The 19,038-nt window shown below is 69.4% G+C and carries 17 protein-coding genes and 1 tRNA gene; 10 read left to right on the forward strand and 8 right to left on the reverse strand.

Annotated elements, in window-relative coordinates; genetic code table 11:
• Nucleotide 1: 1 nt before the first annotated feature.
• The 3 genes from ACFV3I_RS11445 to sufB are packed head-to-tail and all read right to left on the reverse strand — an operon-like array spanning nucleotide 2 to nucleotide 2,949.
• Nucleotides 2-328, reverse strand: coding sequence for a non-heme iron oxygenase ferredoxin subunit (locus ACFV3I_RS11445; RefSeq protein ID WP_136030165.1), 327 nt, complete (start codon nucleotides 326-328; stop codon nucleotides 2-4).
• On the reverse strand, nucleotides 325-1,530 hold the full coding sequence (sufD, locus tag ACFV3I_RS11450) for a Fe-S cluster assembly protein SufD (protein ID WP_136030163.1): 1,206 nt from the start codon (nucleotides 1,528-1,530) through the stop codon (nucleotides 325-327). The genes ACFV3I_RS11445 and sufD overlap by 4 nt, the downstream gene beginning before the upstream one ends.
• Nucleotides 1,531-2,949, reverse strand: coding sequence for a Fe-S cluster assembly protein SufB (gene sufB / locus ACFV3I_RS11455; RefSeq protein ID WP_136030161.1), 1,419 nt, complete (start codon nucleotides 2,947-2,949; stop codon nucleotides 1,531-1,533).
• 231 nt (nucleotides 2,950-3,180) lie between these two features.
• Here sufB and ACFV3I_RS11460 point away from each other — a divergent pair, with 231 nt between their 5' ends.
• Together ACFV3I_RS11460 and ACFV3I_RS11465 are read left to right on the forward strand one after the other, a co-directional pair.
• Complete coding sequence (locus ACFV3I_RS11460) at nucleotides 3,181-4,326, forward strand: heme A synthase (protein WP_206251156.1); 1,146 nt, start codon at nucleotides 3,181-3,183, stop codon at nucleotides 4,324-4,326.
• A gap of 65 nt (nucleotides 4,327-4,391) precedes the next feature.
• The gene (locus ACFV3I_RS11465; protein WP_206251155.1) at nucleotides 4,392-4,865 is read left to right on the forward strand and encodes a hypothetical protein; all 474 of its coding nucleotides are present in this window, start codon (nucleotides 4,392-4,394) and stop codon (nucleotides 4,863-4,865) included.
• Here ACFV3I_RS11465 and ACFV3I_RS11470 read toward each other — a convergent pair.
• On the reverse strand, nucleotides 4,811-5,716 hold the full coding sequence (locus ACFV3I_RS11470) for a heme o synthase (protein WP_136030155.1): 906 nt from the start codon (nucleotides 5,714-5,716) through the stop codon (nucleotides 4,811-4,813). The genes ACFV3I_RS11465 and ACFV3I_RS11470 overlap by 55 nt on opposite strands.
• A 249-nt stretch (nucleotides 5,717-5,965) precedes the next feature.
• Here ACFV3I_RS11470 and tkt point away from each other — a divergent pair, with 249 nt between their 5' ends.
• From tkt to pgl, 6 genes are read left to right on the forward strand one after another with little or no spacing between them, the layout of a single operon-like run.
• Complete coding sequence (gene tkt, locus ACFV3I_RS11475; RefSeq protein WP_247639004.1) at nucleotides 5,966-8,062, forward strand: transketolase; 2,097 nt, start codon at nucleotides 5,966-5,968, stop codon at nucleotides 8,060-8,062.
• Complete coding sequence (tal, locus tag ACFV3I_RS11480; RefSeq protein WP_136030153.1) at nucleotides 8,059-9,171, forward strand: transaldolase; 1,113 nt, start codon at nucleotides 8,059-8,061, stop codon at nucleotides 9,169-9,171. The genes tkt and tal overlap by 4 nt, the downstream gene beginning before the upstream one ends.
• Complete coding sequence (locus tag ACFV3I_RS11485; protein WP_378803747.1) at nucleotides 9,168-10,775, forward strand: glucose-6-phosphate isomerase; 1,608 nt, start codon at nucleotides 9,168-9,170, stop codon at nucleotides 10,773-10,775. Before tal ends, ACFV3I_RS11485 begins: the two co-directional genes overlap by 4 nt.
• A 21-nt stretch (nucleotides 10,776-10,796) precedes the next feature.
• Nucleotides 10,797-12,347, forward strand: a complete 1,551-nt coding sequence (gene zwf / locus ACFV3I_RS11490; protein WP_136030150.1) for a glucose-6-phosphate dehydrogenase — start codon at nucleotides 10,797-10,799, stop codon at nucleotides 12,345-12,347.
• Entirely contained in the window at nucleotides 12,344-13,279 is a 936-nt protein-coding gene (locus ACFV3I_RS11495; RefSeq protein ID WP_136030148.1) for a glucose-6-phosphate dehydrogenase assembly protein OpcA, read from the forward strand. The genes zwf and ACFV3I_RS11495 overlap by 4 nt, the downstream gene beginning before the upstream one ends.
• Nucleotides 13,280-13,284: 5 nt before the next feature.
• Nucleotides 13,285-14,064, forward strand: a complete 780-nt coding sequence (pgl, locus tag ACFV3I_RS11500; protein ID WP_168387194.1) for a 6-phosphogluconolactonase — start codon at nucleotides 13,285-13,287, stop codon at nucleotides 14,062-14,064.
• 86 nt (nucleotides 14,065-14,150) lie between these two features.
• Here pgl and ACFV3I_RS11505 read toward each other — a convergent pair whose 3' ends face one another.
• The gene (locus ACFV3I_RS11505; protein ID WP_308194377.1) at nucleotides 14,151-15,254 is read right to left on the reverse strand and encodes a DMT family transporter; all 1,104 of its coding nucleotides are present in this window, start codon (nucleotides 15,252-15,254) and stop codon (nucleotides 14,151-14,153) included.
• A 61-nt stretch (nucleotides 15,255-15,315) separates the two neighbouring features.
• Here ACFV3I_RS11505 and def point away from each other — a divergent pair, with 61 nt between their 5' ends.
• On the forward strand, nucleotides 15,316-15,882 hold the full coding sequence (def, locus tag ACFV3I_RS11510; RefSeq protein ID WP_136036925.1) for a peptide deformylase: 567 nt from the start codon (nucleotides 15,316-15,318) through the stop codon (nucleotides 15,880-15,882).
• 115 nt (nucleotides 15,883-15,997) lie between these two features.
• Entirely contained in the window at nucleotides 15,998-16,513 is a 516-nt protein-coding gene (locus ACFV3I_RS11515; RefSeq protein ID WP_136030142.1) for a septum formation family protein, read from the forward strand.
• Nucleotides 16,514-16,516: 3 nt separating this feature from the next.
• On the opposite strand, the gene ACFV3I_RS11520 is transcribed toward ACFV3I_RS11515, so the two are convergent.
• The 3 genes from ACFV3I_RS11520 to ACFV3I_RS11530 form a co-directional block, all read right to left on the reverse strand.
• On the reverse strand, nucleotides 16,517-17,932 hold the full coding sequence (locus ACFV3I_RS11520; protein WP_378803748.1) for an amino acid permease: 1,416 nt from the start codon (nucleotides 17,930-17,932) through the stop codon (nucleotides 16,517-16,519).
• Nucleotides 17,933-18,085: 153 nt separating this feature from the next.
• Nucleotides 18,086-18,161 (reverse strand) — tRNA-Asn (locus ACFV3I_RS11525).
• 97 nt (nucleotides 18,162-18,258) lie between these two features.
• Nucleotides 18,259-19,032, reverse strand: a complete 774-nt coding sequence (locus ACFV3I_RS11530) for an ATP-binding cassette domain-containing protein (RefSeq protein ID WP_136030137.1) — start codon at nucleotides 19,030-19,032, stop codon at nucleotides 18,259-18,261.
• Nucleotides 19,033-19,038 lie beyond the last annotated feature (6 nt).

Raw genomic sequence — 19,038 nt, forward strand, 5'->3', positions numbered from 1 at the left:
TTCAGACTTCCTTCGTCACAGCAGGATCGATGAGCACGTCGTCGCCGTCGATCTCGACGACATAGACCGGGACGGGCTCGTAAGCGGGGAGGTTCTGGGGCTTGCCGGTGATCAGGGAGAAGGCCGAGCCGTGAGCCCAGCACTCCACCGTGTCGCCTTCCACGAAGCCCTCGGACAGCGAGATGTCGCCGTGCGTGCAGGTGTCGCCGATGGCGTGGATCACGCCATCGCCGTCCTTGATCACCGTGATGGGCACGCCGCCCGGCTCGACGCGGAGCGGGGTGTCCTGCTCCAGGTCGGAGACCGCGCAGACGCGCTCGGCGGTCACGCGTCCACCTCGGCGAGCTCGGCCTCGATGGCGGCGAGCAGCTCCGCCTCGAGCGTCGGGATACCGAGGCGCAGCACGATGTCGGTGAGGAAGCCGAGCACGACGAGACGCCGCGCCTCCTCCTCCGGGATGCCGCGGGCCTGCAGGTAGAAGAGCTGCTCGTCGTCGAAGCGACCGGTCGCACTCGCGTGGCCCGCGCCGACGATGTCGCCCGTCTCGATCTCGAGGTTCGGGATCGAGTCGGCGCGCGCCCCCTCGGTGAGCACCAGGTTGCGGTTCGCCTCGTACGAGTCGGTGCCCGTGGCGTCGGCGCCGATCAGCACGTCGCCGATCCACACACTGTGCGCGCTCGCGCCCTGCAGGGCGCCCTTGTACAGCACGTCGCCCGTGGTGTGCGGGCCCTTGTGGTGCAGGTAGACCTGGCTCTCCAGGTGCTGCCCGGCGTCGGCGTACGACAGCCCGTAGAGGTAGCCCTCGGAACCCGCGCCCGCGAGCTCGACGCTCGGGTTCACGCGCACGAGGCCGCCGCCGAAGCTCACCACGAAATGCTTGAGCGTGGCGTCGGAGCCGACGCGGGCCTGGTGCGCGGCCGCGTGCACCGCGTCGTCCTCCCATTGCTGCACCGTGACCACGGTGAGCTTCGCGCCATCGCGGACGATGATCTCCACGTTCTGCGCGTACTGCGCGGAACCCTTGTGCTGCAGCACCACGGTCGCGACGCTGTGCTCCAGCGCCTCGATCACGATGTGGGCGTCGGCGCGGCGGTCGGCACCCGTACCCGTGACGGAGATGAAGATCGGCTCGGCGACCTCCTCCTCACGCGGGATGCGCACGTGCACCGCCTCGCTCGCACCCTGCCAGGCGACGGCGGCCGTGATGTCCTCGGGGAGGAAGACCTCGCCGCGCGGAGCGGCGCCGATGGCGAGCGGTCCTGCCACGTACTGCCCGCCGGAGCTGAAGGCGTACGCGACGCCGTCGTTCGCCTCTGCCGTCTGGAACAGCGGCGTCAGCTGCGCGACCGGCGTGTGCTTCCAGTTGACCTCACGGCCGCTGGGGGCGCCGAAGTCGTCCGGGTCGTACGAGTGCGGGCGCTCGGAGCGCGTCTGCACCGGGACGAATCCGGCGTCGGCGACCTGGGCGGCCGGGTCGATGTGCGCGTTCGTGTGCTGCGCCTCCGTGGGCGCTGTCGTCGAGGCCGCCATTTAGCCGACCGATCCTTCCATGCCCATCTCGATGAGCTTGTTCAGTTCCATCGCGTACTCCATCGGCAGCTCGCGCGCGATCGGCTCGATGAAGCCGCGCACGATCATCGCCATCGCCTCGTCCTCGGGCATGCCGCGGGACTGGAGGTAGAAGAGCTGCTCCTCGCTGACCTTCGAGACCGTGGCCTCGTGGCCGAGCTGCACGTCGTCGACGCGGATGTCGATCGCCGGGTAGGTGTCGGAGCGCGACTTCGTGTCCACGAGCAGCGCGTCGCAACGGACGGTGTTCGCCGAGTGGTGGGCGTTGGCGTCGACGCGGACCTCACCGCGGTAGCCGGCGCGACCGCCGCCGCGGGCGATCGACTTCGAGACGATCGACGACTGCGTGTACGGCGCCATGTGGATCATCTTGGCGCCCGCGTCCTGGTGCTGACCGGGACCGGCGAAGGCGACCGAGAGGGTCTCGCCCTTCGCGTGCTCGCCCATCAGGTAGATCGACGGGTACTTCATCGTCACCTTGGAGCCGATGTTGCCGTCGACCCACTCCATGGTCGCGCCCTCGTGTGCCACGGCGCGCTTGGTGACCAGGTTGTAGACGTTGTTCGACCAGTTCTGGATCGTCGTGTAGCGCACGCGGGCGTTCTTCTTCACGATGATCTCGACCACGGCCGAGTGCAGCGAGTCGGACTTGTAGATCGGAGCCGTGCAGCCCTCGATGTAGTGGACGTAGCTGTCCTCGTCGGCGATGATCAGGGTCCGCTCGAACTGGCCCATGTTCTCGGTGTTGATGCGGAAGTACGCCTGCAGCGGGATCTCGACGTGCACGCCCTTCGGGACGTAGACGAACGAGCCGCCCGACCACACGGCCGTGTTGAGTGCGGCGAACTTGTTGTCGCCAGCCGGGATGACCGTGCCGAAGTACTCCTCGAAGAACTCGGGGTGCTCGCGCAGCGCCGTGTCGGTGTCCATGAAGATGACGCCCTGGGCCTCGAGGTCCTCGCGGATCTGGTGGTACACGACCTCGGATTCGTACTGCGCGGCGACGCCGGCCACGAGGCGCTGGCGCTCTGCCTCGGGGATGCCCAGGCGCTCGTACGTCTCGCGGATCTCCTCGGGGAGGTCCTCCCAGCTCTGCGCCTGCTTCTCGGTGGAGCGGACGAAGTACTTGATGTTGTCGAAGTCGATGTCGCTGAGGTCGGCGCCCCACGTCGGCATCGGCTTGCGACCGAAGAGCTGATACCCCTTCAGACGGGTCTTCAGCATCCACTCGGGCTCGTTCTTGAGGGCAGAGATCCCGCGGACCACCTCTTCGGAGATGCCGCGTTTCGCCACGGCACCCGCGGCGTCCTCATCGTGCCAGCCGAACTCGTACACCCCCAGACCGTCAAGCTCCGGGCGGTCGATCAGCACATCCGACATGCAACACTCTCCTCACAGGTCCCAAACGGTGTCATCCGCCCCGACACACCTGATCCCCGTCGAGTCTGCGGGAGCGGGTGCCGTTGGTGGGCCCTCATCATCGGCGCTTCCATCGCGCCTAAACTGTTGACGATGCTTCAGCGCGGTCAGCGCTCATCGCAACAATCCGATTCTACAGGTTCCGCCTGGCGGACGGGCCGCGCGCCACGTCGCCGACGAGCCGGAGGACTCATGCCCGAGACGACCATCACCACCCCTCCGACGACTCGGACGACCCCCGTTCCGCGATCCCGCGGGTGGGCGAAGGCGCTGACCGTCTTCGCGTGGCTCTCGTTCGTCAGCGAGACGATCATCATCGGCACCGGCGGCGCGGTGCGTCTGACCGGCTCCGGCCTCGGCTGTTCCGACTGGCCGCTGTGCACGCCCGAGTCGCTCGTGCCCATCCTCGAAGTGCAGGGGGTGCACGGCATCATCGAGTTCGGCAACCGCCTGATGACGGGCGTCGTCGGCATCATCGCGCTCACCGTCGTGCTGCTCGTCCTGTACACGGTGAACGGGCGTCGCGCGGTCACGAAGGCGCTGTGGTTCGCGCTCGGCGGCATCGTCGCGGCCGGCATCGCCTTCGCGATCGCCTTCCCCTTCCACTTCCCCGCCTCGCCGATCGCTTCCGGCGTGCTGCTGCTCGCCGTCATCGCGGCCGCCGTCCACTCCGTCCGCACCACGGCCACGCGTCGCGACCTCGTGCTCCTGGCGTGGCTCGTGCTGATCGGTGTGGTGGCTCAGGCCCTCGTCGGAGGCATCACGGTCCTGACCGGGCTGAACCCCTTCATCGTGGGCTTCCACTACACCTCGTCGTTGCTTCTCGTATGCGTCACGGCCGCGTTCCTCGTGCGCCTCAAGACCGCACCGGGGCCCCGCGAACGCGCCGTGCCGAGCTGGTTCGCGATCGTCACGCATGTGACAGGACTCGCGCTCGCGGTGACGATCCTGTTCGGCGTCCTCACCACCGGCTCCGGGCCGCACTCGGGTGATGCGGACGTGCTGCGCCACGGCTTCGACGCGACCATCCTCGCGCACGTGCACTCCTGGCCCGGCTACGTGCTGGCCGCCCTGGTGCTGTTCCTCACGATCACCGCCTGGGCACTCCGCCTGGAGCCCCGCCGCTGGCTGCTCGTGCTCGTGCTCGCGATCCTGGTGCAGGTCGGCGTCGGGGTGTGGCAGGCGCGCGAGGGGCTGCCGCCGATCCTGGTCGGCATCCACATGGTGCTCGCCTCGCTGTCGGCCGCGACGTACACCGTGGTCGTGCTGCACCTGAAGCGCCCGGTGCGGACGGACGTCGCGGCCGAGGAACCCGCCCCGGCGCTCACCGGGCGCTGAGCCGCACAGACGATCCATAGCGTGCGCACCGGGGCCTCATCAGGGCATCGGTCAGCCTGGTCGGCATGCACAGAACACTGACCAGAAGCATCGGATTCTGGATTCTCCTCATCGTGTCCCTCGCCGCGATCGGCGTCGGCGGATGGCTCATCGCCGGCCAGATCGGCACCATGACGAGCACCCTGCTCGATGGCACGGCCACGGGGGTGGAGGTCTACGTCGGCCAGTCGCTCGTGGTGGTCGGAGCCGCGGTGCTCGGCGCCGGCCTGATCGGCCTGCTCCTCGCCCTCGGCCTCGTGGCGGCGCGGGCACTCGTCCCGGCCGTGCCCGTCGCGCTCGACGCCGGAATGGATGAGCCGTCCCCCAACGAGGTCATCGCCGCGACCGGGTCCGCGACCGATCAGGATGCGACGGCGACCACGGACGCCGCCAACACGCCGGCGGACGACGCGTCAGCGTCCGCGGCGTCGGAGGACGCTGCGGATCAGAACGGCAGCAGCGGGTCGACCGCGACGGCCACGAAGATCAGCGTCAAGTAGGTGATCGAGGCGTGGAAGACTCGCATCGGCCGCGCCTCGGTCCCCCGCACCGCCTGGTTGTACAGGCGGTGCGACTCGTAGATGAACCAGCCGCCGAAGACCAGCGCGGACACCGTGTAGACGAGACCCATGTTCGCGATCGGCACCAGCAGCAGCGAGCACGCGACGGTCGCCCACGCGTAGAGGATCACCTGGAGGCCGACCTGCGAGGCGTTGCGCGTGACGCCGAGCATCGGGACGTCGACGTCCTCGTAGTCGTCCTTGTACTTCATCGACAGCGGCCAGTAGTGCGGCGGCGTCCACAGGAAGACCAGCAGGAACAGGATGAACGCCGGCCAGTCGAGAGAGCCCGTGACGGCCGACCAGCCGATGAGCACGGGGAAGCAGCCCGCGATGCCGCCCCAGATGATGTTCTGCTCGGTGCGGCGCTTGAGGATCATCGTGTAGATCACGACGTAGAAGAAGATGGCCGAGGCCGAGAGCACTGCGGTGAGCCAGTTGGTGGTGAACCAGAGCCAGACGGTGGACACGATCGCGAGAGTCCAGGAGAAGATCAGCGCGCCGCGCGGGCTCACCTCGCCCGTGACCAGCGGACGGTTCTCCGTGCGGTGCATGTGCGCGTCGATGTCGCGGTCGAGATACATGTTGAAGGCCCCGGCCGAGCCGGCGCTCATGGATCCGCCGATGACGGTCGCGAGGACCAGCCAGAGGTTCGGGAGACCGCCCTGGGCGAGGAACATCACCGGGACGGTCGAGACGAGGAGGAGTTCGAGGACTCGGGGCTTCGTCAGCGTCACGTAAGCGCTCACCGTGCGACCGATGGACGACTTCCGTACGGTCTGATCAGACATCGTCGAGATCTCGATCGCCTCCTCCGCGCGCGTTACGGGACAACCTCTCCAGTGTATGACACGCGATGACGCCTTCCGTGCCCCCCGGCCACCGATCGGATCCACCGTCACCGCTATGCTGAAGGCACTCGCGCGCCCGATGCTGCGCACACCCCCACCCGTCCTCGAGGCGGTGCGGAATGCGCCAGGGAAGTTGCGGATGCGCCAAGGAATACGGGCGCCCTCGAAACTGTCGGAAAGGGCATGAACGTGTCGGAATTGCAGTGGGACGAGATCGATCGACGCGCGGTGGACACCGCCCGGATCCTGGCGGCCGATGCGGTCGAGAAGGTCGGCAACGGCCACCCCGGCACGGCGATGAGCCTGGCTCCCGCGGCGTATCTGCTGTACCAGCGCGTCCTGCGGCACGACCCCGCCGACACCGACTGGCTCGGCCGCGACCGGTTCATCCTCTCCGTCGGACACTCGTCCCTCACGCAGTACGTGCAGCTCTACCTCGGCGGCTTCGGCCTGGAGCTCGATGACCTCAAGGCGCTGCGCACGTGGGGATCGAAGACCCCCGGCCACCCCGAGTACGGACACACGAAGGGCGTGGAGATCACGACGGGTCCGCTCGGGCAGGGCCTCGCCTCCGCCGTGGGCTTCGCGTACGCCGCCCGCTACGAGCGTGGGCTGTTCGATCCGGAGGCCGCGGCGGGCACGAGCCCGTTCGACCACTTCGTCTACGTGATCGCCGGTGACGGCGACCTGCAGGAGGGCGTGACCAGCGAGGCCTCGTCGCTCGCGGGCCACCAGCAGCTGGGCAACCTCATCGCGATCTACGACTCCAACCAGATCTCCATCGAGGACGACACCAACGTCGCGTTCACGGAGGATGTCGCCGCCCGCTACGCCTCCTACGGCTGGCACGTGCAGACGGTCGACTGGAAGAAGACGGGCGAGTACGTCGAAGACGTCGCCGAGCTCTACGCCGCCATCGAGGCCGCGAAGGGCGAGTCCGACAAGCCCTCGCTCATCATCCTCAAGACCATCATCGGCTGGCCCTCGCCCGGCAAGCAGAACACCGGCAAGATCCACGGCTCCGCCCTGGGTGCGGACGAGCTCGCCGCGACCAAGAAGGTCCTCGGGTTCGACCCGGAGCAGACGTTCGTGGTGGCCGACGACGTGATCGCCCACACGCGCGGCCTGGCCGAGCGCGCGGCCGAGGAGCGCGCCGCCTGGCAGAAGTCGTTCGACGCCTGGGCCGAGGCGAACCCGGAGCGCAAGGCGCTGCTCGACCGCGTTGAGGCCCGCGAGCTCCCCGCCGACATCGCCGACGCGCTGCCCGTGTTCGAGGCCGGCAAGGACGTCTCGACCCGCGCCGCGTCCGGCCAGGTCATCAACGCCCTCGCCGCACAGCTGCCCGAGCTCTGGGGCGGGTCCGCCGACCTCGCCGAGTCCAACCTCACCACGATCAAGGACGCGGCGTCGTTCATCCCCGAGGAGTGGTCGACGCACGAGTGGTCGGGCACCCCCTACGGCCGCGTGCTGCACTTCGGCATCCGCGAGCACGCGATGGGCGCGATCGTGAACGGCATCGTGCTGCACGGGCCGACGCGCGCGTTCGGCGGCACCTTCCTCATCTTCAGCGACTACATGCGACCCTCGGTGCGTCTGGCCGCTCTGATGAACGTGCCGAGCATCTTCGTCTGGACGCACGACTCCGTCGCCCTCGGTGAGGACGGACCCACCCACCAGCCCATCGAGCAGCTCGCCACGCTGCGCGCGATCCCGAACCTCGCCGTCGTGCGCCCCGCCGACGCGAACGAGACCGCCGCCGTCTGGCTGGAGATCCTCCGCCGCCACGAGGGCCCCGCCGGCATCGCCCTGACGCGACAGAACATCCCGGTGTTCGAGCGCGGCGAGGGCGAGGCCTCCGGCGACACGTTCGCCTCCGCCGCTCAGGCCGTCAAGGGTGCGTACGTGCTCGCCGAGGCCCCGAACGGCACGCCCGACGTCATCATCGTCGCCACCGGATCCGAGGTGCAGCTCGCGGTGAACGCCCGCGCGGCCCTCGCCGAGGAGGGCGTGAACGTGCGCGTCGTCTCGGCCCCGTCGCTCGAGTGGTTCGCGGAGCAGGACGAGGCGTACCGCGAGAGCGTGCTGCCGTCGTCGGTCACGGCGCGGGTGTCGGTCGAGGCCGGCTCCGTGCTCACGTGGCGCGGCATCGTCGGCGACCGCGGTCGTTCGGTCGGCATCGACCACTTCGGCGCCTCCGCCGACTACAAGACCCTCTTCGAGAAGTTCGGCATCACCACCGAGGCCGTCGTCGCGGCCGCCCGCGAGACCATCAAGGAGAACGCATGAGCACCCCCACCGCACAGCTCGCCGAGGCCGGCGTCAGCATCTGGCTCGACGACCTCTCGCGCACCCGCATCTCCTCCGGCAACCTCGCGGAGCTGATCTCGTCGCGCAACGTCGTCGGCGTCACCACGAACCCGACGATCTTCGCCAACGCGATCACCGACAAGAACGACACGTCGTACGACGCGCAGGTCACCGAGCTCGCCGCGTCCGGCGCCTCGGCGGAGGAGGCCGTGTTCGCGGCCACCACGCAGGATGTGGGTGCCGCGCTCGACATCTTCCGCCCGGTGTGGGAGCAGTCCGGTCACGTGGACGGCCGCGTGTCCATCGAGGTCTCCCCCGACCTCGCGCATGACACCGACGGCACCGTCGCGCAGGCGAAGGAGCTGTGGGCGAAGATCGACCGCCCGAACCTGCTCGTGAAGATCCCGGCGACCAAGGCCGGCCTCCCGGCGATCACCGAGGCGATCGCGCACGGCATCAGCGTCAACGTGACCCTGATCTTCAGCCTGGAGCGGTACGCCGAGGTCATCGACGCCTACCTGACGGGCCTGGAGCGCGCGAAGGACGCCGGTGTCGACCTGTCGACCGTCCACTCCGTCGCGTCGTTCTTCGTCTCCCGCGTGGACACCGAGACCGACAAGCGCCTCACCGCGATCGGGACCGACGCCGCCGAGGCCCTCAAGAGCAAGGCCGGCCTGGCCAACGCCCGCCTGGCCTACGAGCTGTTCGAGCAGAGCTTCGAGACCGACCGGGCGAAGGCCCTCCTCGCGGCGGGGGCGAACGCCCAGCGTCCGCTGTGGGCGTCGACCGGCGTGAAGGACCCTGCGCTGCCCGACACCCTCTACGTCACCGAGCTCGTCGCCCCCGGCGTCGTCAACACCATGCCGGAGAAGACCCTCGAGGCCACCTTCGACCACGGCGTCGTCACCGGCGACACCATCACCGGCGGCTACGACGAGGCCCGTCAGGTCTTCGCCGGGCTGGAAGAGGTCGGCATCGACTTCACCGACGTCACCCAGGTGCTCGAGGACGAGGGCGTCGCCAAGTTCATCGATTCGTGGCACGACCTGCTCACCCAGGTCGCCGAGGCACTGGAGGCACAGCGATGACCTTCGCGATCCACGCCTCGGGCGCCGCGCGCGCCGCGATCGAGGAGACCGTCCCGAGCCTCGTCCACGACCTGGTCGCCTCGCGCATCACGAGCGGCGACACCACGCTGTGGGGTCCGGCGGCCGAGGCCGAGGCCTCGATCCGGCTCGGGTGGGTCGAGGCGGTCTCCGTCTCCCGGCCGCTCGTCGCCGAGATCGTCGCCCTGCGCGAGGAGCTCGCCGCGAAGGGAGTCACGCGCGTCGTGCTCGCCGGCATGGGCGGGTCGTCGCTCGCGCCCGAGGTGATCGCACAGACCTCGGGGGTCCCCCTCACGATCCTCGACTCCACGGCGCCCGGCCAGGTGCTGGCCGCGCTCGACGAGGGCCTCGCCGAGACCGTGCTCGTGGTGTCGTCGAAGTCCGGGTCCACGGTCGAGACCGACTCGCAGCGTCGCACGTTCGAGGCGGCGTTCCGCGACCTCGGCATCGACCCGACCGAGCGCATCGTCGTCGTCACCGACCCGGGCTCGCCGCTCGACGCCTCCGCGCGCGAAGCCGGGTACCGCGTGTTCAACGCCGACCCGAACGTGGGCGGCCGCTACTCCGCGCTGACCGCGTTCGGCCTGGTGCCGTCCGGCCTCGCGGGCGTCGATATCGACGAGCTGCTGAACGAGGCCGAGGCCTCGCTGCTCGAGGTCGCCGTCGACTCCGCCGAGAACCCGGCCCTGCGCCTGGGCGCGGCCATCGCCGCGACCACCCCGCGCCGCGACAAGCTGGGTCTGATCACGGACGGCACCCACATCAAGGGCCTGCCCGACTGGATCGAGCAGCTCATCGCCGAGTCCACGGGCAAGGAGGGAACCGGCATCCTCCCGGTCGTGCTGCTCCCCGTCTCCCCCGAGCTCGACCCCGTGCCCGCCGACCTGCAGATCGTGCGACTGGTCGACGACGCGAACGAGTTCCACCTGCACGAGCGCCACGAAGGTGAGATCCTCGTCAGCGGCACGCTCGGCGCGCAGTTCATCGTCTGGGAGTACGCCACCGCCATCGCCGGGCACCTGCTCGGCATCAACCCGTTCGACCAGCCCGACGTCGAGTCGGCGAAGGTGGCCGCGCGCGGCCTCCTCGACGCCCGGCCCGAGCCCACCGCCCCCGCGTTCGTGGAGAACGGCGTCGAGGTGCGCGTGTCGGACCCGGCTCTCGCGGCCTCCGGCACGGTCGAGGGCGTGCTCGACGCGCTGTGGGCGCAGCTGCCCGCCGACGGCTACGTGTCGATCCAGGCGTACGTCAACCGTCTCGAGGTGCCGCAGCTGCAGGGCCTGCGCGAGCTGGTCGCCGCCGACTCCGGTCGTCCGACCACGTTCGGCTGGGGCCCGCGCTTCCTGCACTCGACCGGCCAGTACCACAAGGGCGGCCCGGCGCAGGGGGTGTTCCTGCAGATCCTGGAGCGCACCGACGTCGACCTCGAGATCCCCGGTCGGCCGTTCACGTTCGGTCAGCTCATCCAGGCGCAGGCCGCCGGCGACGCGGGCGTGCTCGCGGAGCACGGGCGTCCCGTCGTCTCGCTGACGATCACGGAGTCGTCCGACGACGTGCTCACCCTCTTCGAAGCCGCACAGAAGTAACAGCAGGAGAAGCCCCCACCGATGACTGTTCCCCTCTCGCGCGGGCACAACCCGCTGCGCGACCCCGACGATCGCCGGCTCAACCGGATCGCGGGGCCCAGCGCCCTCGTGATCTTCGGCGTCACGGGAGACCTGTCGCGCAAGAAACTCATGCCCGCGGTGTACGACCTCGCCAACCGCGGCCTGCTGCCCCCCGGGTTCGCTCTGGTCGGGTTCGCCCGACGCGACTGGGAGGACCAGGACTTCGCGCAGGTCGTGTACGACGCGGTGAAGGAGCACGCCAGGACGCCGTTCCGCGAGGAGACCTGGGCGCAGCTGTTGCAGGGCATCCGCTTCGTGTCCGGCGAGTTCGACAACCCGGACTCCTTCCGCAAGCTCAGGGAGACCGTCGAGCGTCTCGACGTGGAACGCGGCACGATGGGCAACCACGCGTTCTACCTGTCGATCCCGCCGAAGGACTTCCCGCTGGTGGCGAAGCAGCTCAAGGACTCCGGGCTCGTCGGGCAGGACGCCGACGACGATGAGCGGTGGCGGCGTGTGGTCATCGAGAAGCCGTTCGGGCACGACCTCGAGTCGGCCCGCGCGCTGAACGCGGCGCTGGAGGTCGCGTTCCCGGCCGACTCGATCTTCCGCATCGACCACTACCTCGGCAAGGAGACGGTCCAGAACATCCTGGCGCTGCGCTTCGCCAATGAGCTGTACGAGCCGATCTGGAACCGCAACTACGTGGACCACGTGCAGATCACGATGGCCGAGGACATCGGCGTCGGGGGACGCGCGGGGTACTACGACGGCATCGGGGCGGCCCGTGACGTGATCCAGAACCACCTCCTGCAGTTGCTGGCGCTCACCGCGATGGAGGAGCCGATCAGCCTGTCGGCGGAGCATCTGCGCGCCGAGAAGGAGAAGGTGCTCGCCGCCGTGCACGTGCCGGAGGACCTGTCGCTCGCGACGGCCCGCGGGCAGTACGCCGGTGGCTGGCAGGGCGGCGAGAAGGTGACCGGCTTCCTCGACGAGGAGGGCATGAACCCCGAGTCCACGACCGAGACCTACGCGGCCATCAAGCTGGAGATCGACACGCGACGCTGGGCGGGCGTGCCGTTCTACCTGCGCACCGGCAAGCGCCTCGGCCGTCGCGTGACCGAGATCGCCGTCGTGTTCAACCGGGCACCGCAGCACCTCTTCGGCCGGGGCAACGCCTCCGAGCTCGGACAGAACGCGCTCGTCATCCGCGTGCAGCCCGATGAGGGTGTCACGATCCGGTTCGGCTCGAAGGTCCCCGGCACAGGCTCGAACGTGCGCGACGTCACGATGGACTTCGGCTACGGCCACGCCTTCACGGAGGCGAGCCCGGAGGCGTACGAGCGGCTCATCCTGGACGTGCTGCTCGGAGACCCGCCGCTCTTCCCGCGGCACGAGGAGGTCGAGCTCTCCTGGAAGATCCTCGACCCGGTGGAGAAGTACTGGGCGGCCCAGGGCGGCCCGGTGGAGCAGTACGCTCCGGGATCGTGGGGCCCGGCGTCCGCCGACGACCTGCTGGCCCGCGACGGACGAGTCTGGAGACGCCCGTGATCATCGACCTTCCCGACACGACCGTCAGCCAGGTCGCGAAGCAGCTCGTCAAGGTGCGCGAGGAGGGCGGCGCGGTCGCCCTCGGACGCGTGCTGACGCTCGTCATCTCCGCGCGCAACGGAGTCGCGGAGGCCGCGATCGACGCGGCCAACGACGCCTCGCGTGAGCACCCGATGCGCGTGATCGTGCTCACGACCGGAGACGGCGAGTCCCGCCTGGACGCACAGATCCGTGTGGGCGGAGACGCCGGAGCCAGCGAGGTCGTGGTGCTGCACGCCTACGGCGACGCCGCCAGCAACGAGGAGAGCCTGATCACCGGGCTCCTGCTCCCCGACGCACCCGTCGTGGCGTGGTGGCCGGAGGAGGCTCCGGCGTCGCCGTCGTCCTCCCCGCTCGGCCGCATCGCGCAGCGCCGGATCACCGACGCCGCGACCTCGCCCGATGTGCGCGACCGGCTCGCGCTGCTCGGCCGCACGCACGCGCCCGGCGACACCGACCTCGCGTGGACGCGGCTCACGCACTGGCGCGAGCAGCTGGCCGCCGTGCTGGATCAGCCGCCGTACGAGACCATCACCGCCGTCGAGGTGCGCGGGGCCGCCGCCTCCCCCTCCACGGCTCTGCTCGCCGCGTGGCTGCAGATGGCGCTGGACGTGCCGGTGCGGTGGTCGTACGAGAGCCCGGAGGAGTGGCAGGAGGGCATCAAGTCCGTGCGTCTGACGCGTGAGTCCGGTGACATCCTGCTGGAGCGTCCCTCGCCCGGCATCGCCGTGCTCACGCAGCCGGACCAGCCCAACCACGACCTCCACCTGCCGCGGCGCACGCTGCGCGAGTGCCTCGCCGAGGAGCTGCGCAGATTGGATCCAGATCTCCTGTACGGTCGAGTCATCACGGATGGCTGGGAGAAGCTCGGTCCGCCCGAGACGGGAGAGTGACACCGATGTCGGAATCGTCCGCAGAGAAGCGGGTCGTGGTCGAGGCCACCCCGACAGCCCTCGCCCTCCGGGTCGCCGATCGTTTCCTCACCCGCGTCAAGGCGCGCACCAGGAACGGTCGCGTCGCCCACATCGCCCTCACCGGCGGTTCCATGGGCGGGGCCGTGCTCCGTGCGGTCGCCGACAACCCGCGCGCGGCGGACATCGACTGGTCGCTCGTGCACTTCTGGTGGGGCGATGAGCGCTTCGTTCCCCGCGACGACTCGGACCGCAACGCGCTCCAGTCCCGCAACGCCCTGCTCGACCACATCCCGGTGCCCGAGGAGAACATCCACGAGGCCGCGGCGTCCGACAGCGGTCTGAACCTCGACGAGGCCGCTGCCGCGTACGCGGCGGAACTCGCCCGGTTCGGCACGGACGACCACCCCTGGCCGTCCTTCGCGGTGTGCTTCCTGGGTGTCGGTCCCGACGGCCACATCGCCTCGCTGTTCCCGGATCGCGAGGAAGTGACGGTCACGGACGCCGCCGCGCTGCCGGTGCGCGATTCCCCCAAACCCCCGCCGGAGCGGATCACGCTCACGCGTCCGGTCCTGAACTCGTCCAAGCGGGTCTGGCTCGTGCTGACGGGAGCGGACAAGGCCTCCGCGCTGGGCCTCGCACTGGCGGGCGCGAGCTACACGAGCGTGCCGGCGGCCGGTGCCAAGGGGCGCAAGCGCACGGTGTACTTCGTCGACGAGGCCGCAGCGTCCGAGGTGTCGCCCGACCTCATCGATCAGACCTACTGAGCCGGTCCTCCGGCCGCGGTCGCGCGCCCGCTCGTCCTCGGGGACGGGCGGGCGTCTGCGTGCGTCGCGTCGAACCGAGGACGAGGCTACGGGGCGTCGGGGCGCGTGCGCGCCTCGGGGTCGTCGCCAGAGCGCGGCGCTTCAGCGGCGGACGTCTCCTCGACGGCAGACGCCGCGTCGCGCATCGGTGACGGCGGTGCGGCGGCTGCGGCATCGTCCGCGTGCGTCGGAGCCGAGCTGCCCCGGGTGATGCCGAGCTCCTGGCTGTCGCTGAGCACCTGCGGGTGGTAGCGCGCGAGGCCCACGACACCCCACACGGCGATGCCCCCGGCGATCGCGAAGATGATGAGCACCCACCACGGCGCGGCGGCCGCCTCGCCCAGCACGACCATGCCGATGAGCACCGCCACGAGCGGGTCGACGACCGTGAGTCCGGCGATCACGAGGTCGGGGGGTCCCGAGCTGTAGGCGGTCTGCACGAAGTACGCGCCCACGGCCGCGGCCGACACCAGGGCAAGCACGCAGACGGCGGTGATCCATTCGAACTGGCCCGCCTCGATGCGCTTGATGACGACCTTCGCGAGCGTCGCCACGAAGCCGTACAGGATGCCGGCTCCGATCACGTAGAACAGCGCGCGCATGCGGTGACGCAGGATCAGCCAGCACGCACCGAGCACGATGATGACGACGAGCAGGAGGGCGAGGATCACGAACAGTTCGCGGTCGGTGACGTCCTGCTCCGTCGCGAAGATCGCCGCGAAGAACACGAACAGGAAGATGCCGCCGACGCACGCCACGATCGCCGTGAGCGACTGCCTGGTCGGGGAATGCCCGGAGATCCGCGCGTTGAGGAGCGTCGTGATGACCAGGGCGATCGCGCCGAGCGGCTGCACGACGATCAGTGGCGCCTGCACGAGGGCTGCGAGCTGGCAGACGATCGCGAGGCCGAGCATCAGCGTGCCGATGATCCAGGACGGGCGCGTGAGCAGACCCTTGATTTGGGCGAACGTGAGCCCGGAGGTGCCGGTGGAGCCGCTCAGCCGCTCGACCTTCTCCACCCCGCGGTGCTGGTACTGCGCGCCGAGCGACATGAAGACGGCACCGGCCAGGGCGAGAGGGATGCCGAGAAGGATCCCCGGGTTCTGGAAGGCACCGACGAGCTGGTCGCCGACGTCTTCGGCCATCCCCATCCACACCCCTGCGCTCACACTACGACCCTACCCGGAGAGTCTCGCGGACTAGGGTTGTGACGTGGCCGTACTTCCGATTCGCATCATGGGCGATCCCGTCCTCCACTCCCCCGCATCCCCCGTCGAGCAGATCACCGAGGAGGTGCGCACGCTCGTCTCCGACATGTTCGAGACGATGGACGCCGCTCCCGGCGTCGGGCTGGCCGCCCCGCAGGTCGGGGTGCCGTTGCGTATCTACACGTACAACTACGTCGACGACGAGGACCGCCCCTGGCGAGGCGTGCTGATCAATCCCGTGCTATGGATGACGCCCCCCGAGCCGGGCGCACCCGACCCCGATCTCGAGGCGGAGGGATGCCTGTCGTTCCCCGGCGAGCGGTTCCCGCTCCGCCGGTCCGATCGCGTGCGCGTGACGGCGATCGACCTCGACGGCGCGCCGGTGACACTCGAAGTGGATGGGTGGCGTGCTCGCATCATGCAGCACGAGTTCGACCACCTCGACGGAGTGCTCTACATCGATCGACTGTCGGACGCCGACTGGAAGACCACGCAGAAGATCGCCCGCAAGCGCGGATGGGGTCGCCCCGGTGTGAGCTGGCTGCCCGGGGTGGACGACCTCGAGGGCTGAACGCTTTCAGCCCACGCACAGCATCCGTCGAGTTGCGTCACAGACTTCGGGCACTATAGCGTGTTCGCGGCGGGGATATATCAGCATGCCCCGCACCACGCTTTGGAGGGGAAACATGATGAAGATGCGCACTCGTCGCGCGCTCGTGCTCGCAGGATCGATCGCGGCGGCCTCGCTCGCCCTGAGCGGCTGCAGCGCGATCAACAGCATCCTGGGCAGCGGCTCCGGTGACGCGAACCGCGACGAGGAGACCGGCCAGGTGACGGAGAGCGCCAACATCGACGTCTTCTCCGTGAAGCTCGGCGACTGCATGCTCGAGACCGGCTCGGGGATGCTCACCGACGCGAACGTCGTGCCGTGCACCGAGCCGCACGACGAAGAGGTCTTTCACGAGATCACGATGGACGACGGCGACTACTCGGAAGACGCCATCGGCGCCGCGTCCGAGGGGTGCATCGGCGACGCGTTCACCTCGTTCGTCGGTATCGGCTACCAGGAGTCGGCCCTCGACGTGACCACGCTCACGCCGAGCCAGGACTCGTGGGAGCAGGCGAACGACCGCGTGATCCAGTGCCTGATCGTCGACCCGGCCGGGCAGGTCGAGGGCTCCCTGGCCGGCGCCGCGCGCTGACGGTCAGTCCACCACCGCATCGGCGGCCGGGAGCGATCCGCTCCCGGCCGCCTTCTGCGTCGAGCCGCCTCCGGCGCGGTGACGGAGCATGCCGACAACACTGACGAGCACCGCGATCGCGAGCGAGATCGTGATCTGCCAGAGGGTGTCCGGCTGGAGGAACATCGCCAGGCACAGAGCGACGATCACCGCCACGACGACGTAGCTGAGCACCGGAAAGCCCCACATGCGCAGGGGCACCTGCACACCTCGGCGCATCGCCGCCCGCCGCAGCCGGATCTGCGACACGGCGATCACGAGCCAGACGACGAGGGCGATCGCCCCCGACGAGTTCAGCAGGAACAGGAAGACCGTGTCGGGATACAGGTAGTTCAGCCCGACCGTGATGAACCCCACGACCGTCGCGGCCAGCACGGCGTACCGGGGCGAGCCGTTCCGCGCCGTGCGGCCGAGCAGCGCGGGGGCGTCGCCCCGCCGAGCCAGCGAGTAGAGCATGCGGCTCGCCGTGTAGAGGCCCGAGTTCAGGCACGAGAGCACCGCCACCAGCACCACGACGTCCATGATCACCGCCGCCACCGGGATGCCGATCGCGTCGAGAACCGCGACGAACGGGCTCTTCGCGATCGAGGCGTCGTTCCAGGGCAGCAACAGCACGATCAGGGAGATCGACCCGACGTAGAAGACGATGATCCGCCACACCACGGAATTGACCGCCTTGCGGACGGCCACGGTGGGGTTGGTCGATTCCCCGGCGGCGATCGTCGCGATCTCCGAGCCGAAGTACGAGAACACCACGACGAGGATGCTCGAGAACGCGGCGAGCACGCCGTTCGGGAAGAACCCGCCGTGGGCCACGAGATTGTCGAGCCCCGGTGGGGGGAACCCGGGGAACGCGCCGAGCGCCGCCAGCACCCCGATCACGAGGAACGCGGCGATCGCGACGACCTTGACCCCGGCGAACCAGAACTCGAACTCGCCGTACGACGCGACGGACGCCAGGTTCGTGAGGGTGAGCACCACCATGAGCGCCAGAGCGAATCCCCACTGCGGGACTCCGGGCATCCACCGGTGGAGGATCAACGCGCCGGCGGTCGCCTCGACGCCGAGGACCACGATCCAGAACCACGCGTAGAGCCAGCCGATGCTGAAGCCCGCCCATCGACCGATCGCGCGGTCCGCGTACGTGGAGAAGGAGCCGCTGTCGGGGTTCATCACCGACATCTCCCCCAGCATGCGCATCACCAGCACGACGATCACCCCGGCGGTCGCATAGGCGATGATCGCGGCGGGTCCTGCGGCGTGGATCACCGCCCCCGAACCCACGAACAGCCCGGCGCCGATGACGCCCGCGATCGCGATCATGGACATGTGGCGCGACTTGAGCCCTGAGCGCAGTTCGCGGGGGTCGGATGTCGTCATCGATCTCTCCTTCGACCGCGAACGAGGTCAGCGGTGCGACGAGAGTAACATTTTACTGTGAACAGACCGATACTCTGCAGAGTGGTCTCGTCCGCAAGGACACGCGTCTCGGGAGACGAGAAGAGCCCCCTCCGCGGAGGGGGCTCTTCTCGTTGGCTCCCCGGCTTGGACTCGAACCAAGAACCTGCCGGTTAACAGCCGGCTGCTCTGCCAATTGAGCTACCGAGGAATGTGCTCCGCTGTGCGGGCAACTCGACAAGCTTAGCAAACTCCGAAGGCCGTTCGTGACACCGACGGCCCTTCGGCGGACGCCGGGCGTGTCGCCATCAGCCGCGGGAATCGGTCTCCGCGTTGGGCACCCAGAGCAGGTCCTTCCCCACCCCTCTCGCCACCACGTGGCCGCCGCGCAGCATGAGCGTCTCGGCGTTGAGCTCGCGGATGAAATCGGCGTCGTTCGTCACCAGCAGCGCCGCCATGCCCTCCTCGGTGCGTCGCCGCGTGATCGCGTCGAACACCACCGGGCGCACCTCGAGGTCGAGGTTGGCCAGCACCTCGTCCGCGATCAGGACCCGGGGCTCGAGCACGAACGACCGGGCGATCGCGACGCGCTGCCGCATGCCCGCGCTCAACTCGTACGGGAACTTCGACGCCGTCCCCAGGGGCAGGTGCAGCTCGTCCAACAGCGTCGCGACACGGATCGACAGCGCCTTGGTGTTGACGCGGCGCTCGCGGATCAGGATCGGCTCGGCGATGACCTCGTTCACCGTGAGCCGCGGCGGCAGATCCGCGCCCGCACCCTGCGGCACGAATCCCGTGCGGTACGTGAGGATGCGGTGCTTGCGACCGGGACGGCGGATGTCGATGCCGCAGACCTGGGCGCTGCCGCCCACCACGCGCACGGAGGGGTCGGTGGACCCGGCGAGAGCGGCGACGAGCGTCGACTTCCCCGACCCCGTGGGTCCGGCGACGCAGATGAGCCCGCCGGGCGCCAGGGTGAACGTGACCCCGTCCACCGCGCGGTTCGGTGTGCCGTGACCGATGCGGTCGATCACCAGATCGGAGCACTCGATCGCGGACGTGGAGACGGGCCTGCGGGACATGTCTTC

The sequence above is a fragment of the Microbacterium sp. NPDC059771 genome (assembly GCF_042732495.1).
Lineage (GTDB): Bacteria > Actinomycetota > Actinomycetes > Actinomycetales > Microbacteriaceae > Microbacterium > Microbacterium sufflavum.

Excerpts from the sequence above, each read along its gene's own strand:
- sufD (WP_136030163.1), bottom strand. The coding sequence starts at position 1,530 with ATGGCGGCCTCGACGACAGCGCCCACGGAGGCGCAGCACACGAACGCG.
- sufB (WP_136030161.1), bottom strand. The coding sequence starts at position 2,949 with ATGTCGGATGTGCTGATCGACCGCCCGGAGCTTGACGGTCTGGGGGTG.
- ACFV3I_RS11460 (WP_206251156.1), top strand. The coding sequence starts at position 3,181 with ATGCCCGAGACGACCATCACCACCCCTCCGACGACTCGGACGACCCCC.
- ACFV3I_RS11465 (WP_206251155.1), top strand. The coding sequence starts at position 4,392 with ATGCACAGAACACTGACCAGAAGCATCGGATTCTGGATTCTCCTCATC.
- ACFV3I_RS11470 (WP_136030155.1), bottom strand. The coding sequence starts at position 5,716 with ATGTCTGATCAGACCGTACGGAAGTCGTCCATCGGTCGCACGGTGAGC.
- tal (WP_136030153.1), top strand. The coding sequence starts at position 8,059 with ATGAGCACCCCCACCGCACAGCTCGCCGAGGCCGGCGTCAGCATCTGG.
- ACFV3I_RS11485 (WP_378803747.1), top strand. The coding sequence starts at position 9,168 with ATGACCTTCGCGATCCACGCCTCGGGCGCCGCGCGCGCCGCGATCGAG.
- zwf (WP_136030150.1), top strand. The coding sequence starts at position 10,797 with ATGACTGTTCCCCTCTCGCGCGGGCACAACCCGCTGCGCGACCCCGAC.
- pgl (WP_168387194.1), top strand. The coding sequence starts at position 13,285 with ATGTCGGAATCGTCCGCAGAGAAGCGGGTCGTGGTCGAGGCCACCCCG.
- ACFV3I_RS11505 (WP_308194377.1), bottom strand. The coding sequence starts at position 15,254 with ATGGGGATGGCCGAAGACGTCGGCGACCAGCTCGTCGGTGCCTTCCAG.
- ACFV3I_RS11515 (WP_136030142.1), top strand. The coding sequence starts at position 15,998 with ATGATGAAGATGCGCACTCGTCGCGCGCTCGTGCTCGCAGGATCGATC.
- ACFV3I_RS11520 (WP_378803748.1), bottom strand. The coding sequence starts at position 17,932 with ATGACGACATCCGACCCCCGCGAACTGCGCTCAGGGCTCAAGTCGCGC.
- ACFV3I_RS11530 (WP_136030137.1), bottom strand. The coding sequence starts at position 19,032 with ATGTCCCGCAGGCCCGTCTCCACGTCCGCGATCGAGTGCTCCGATCTG.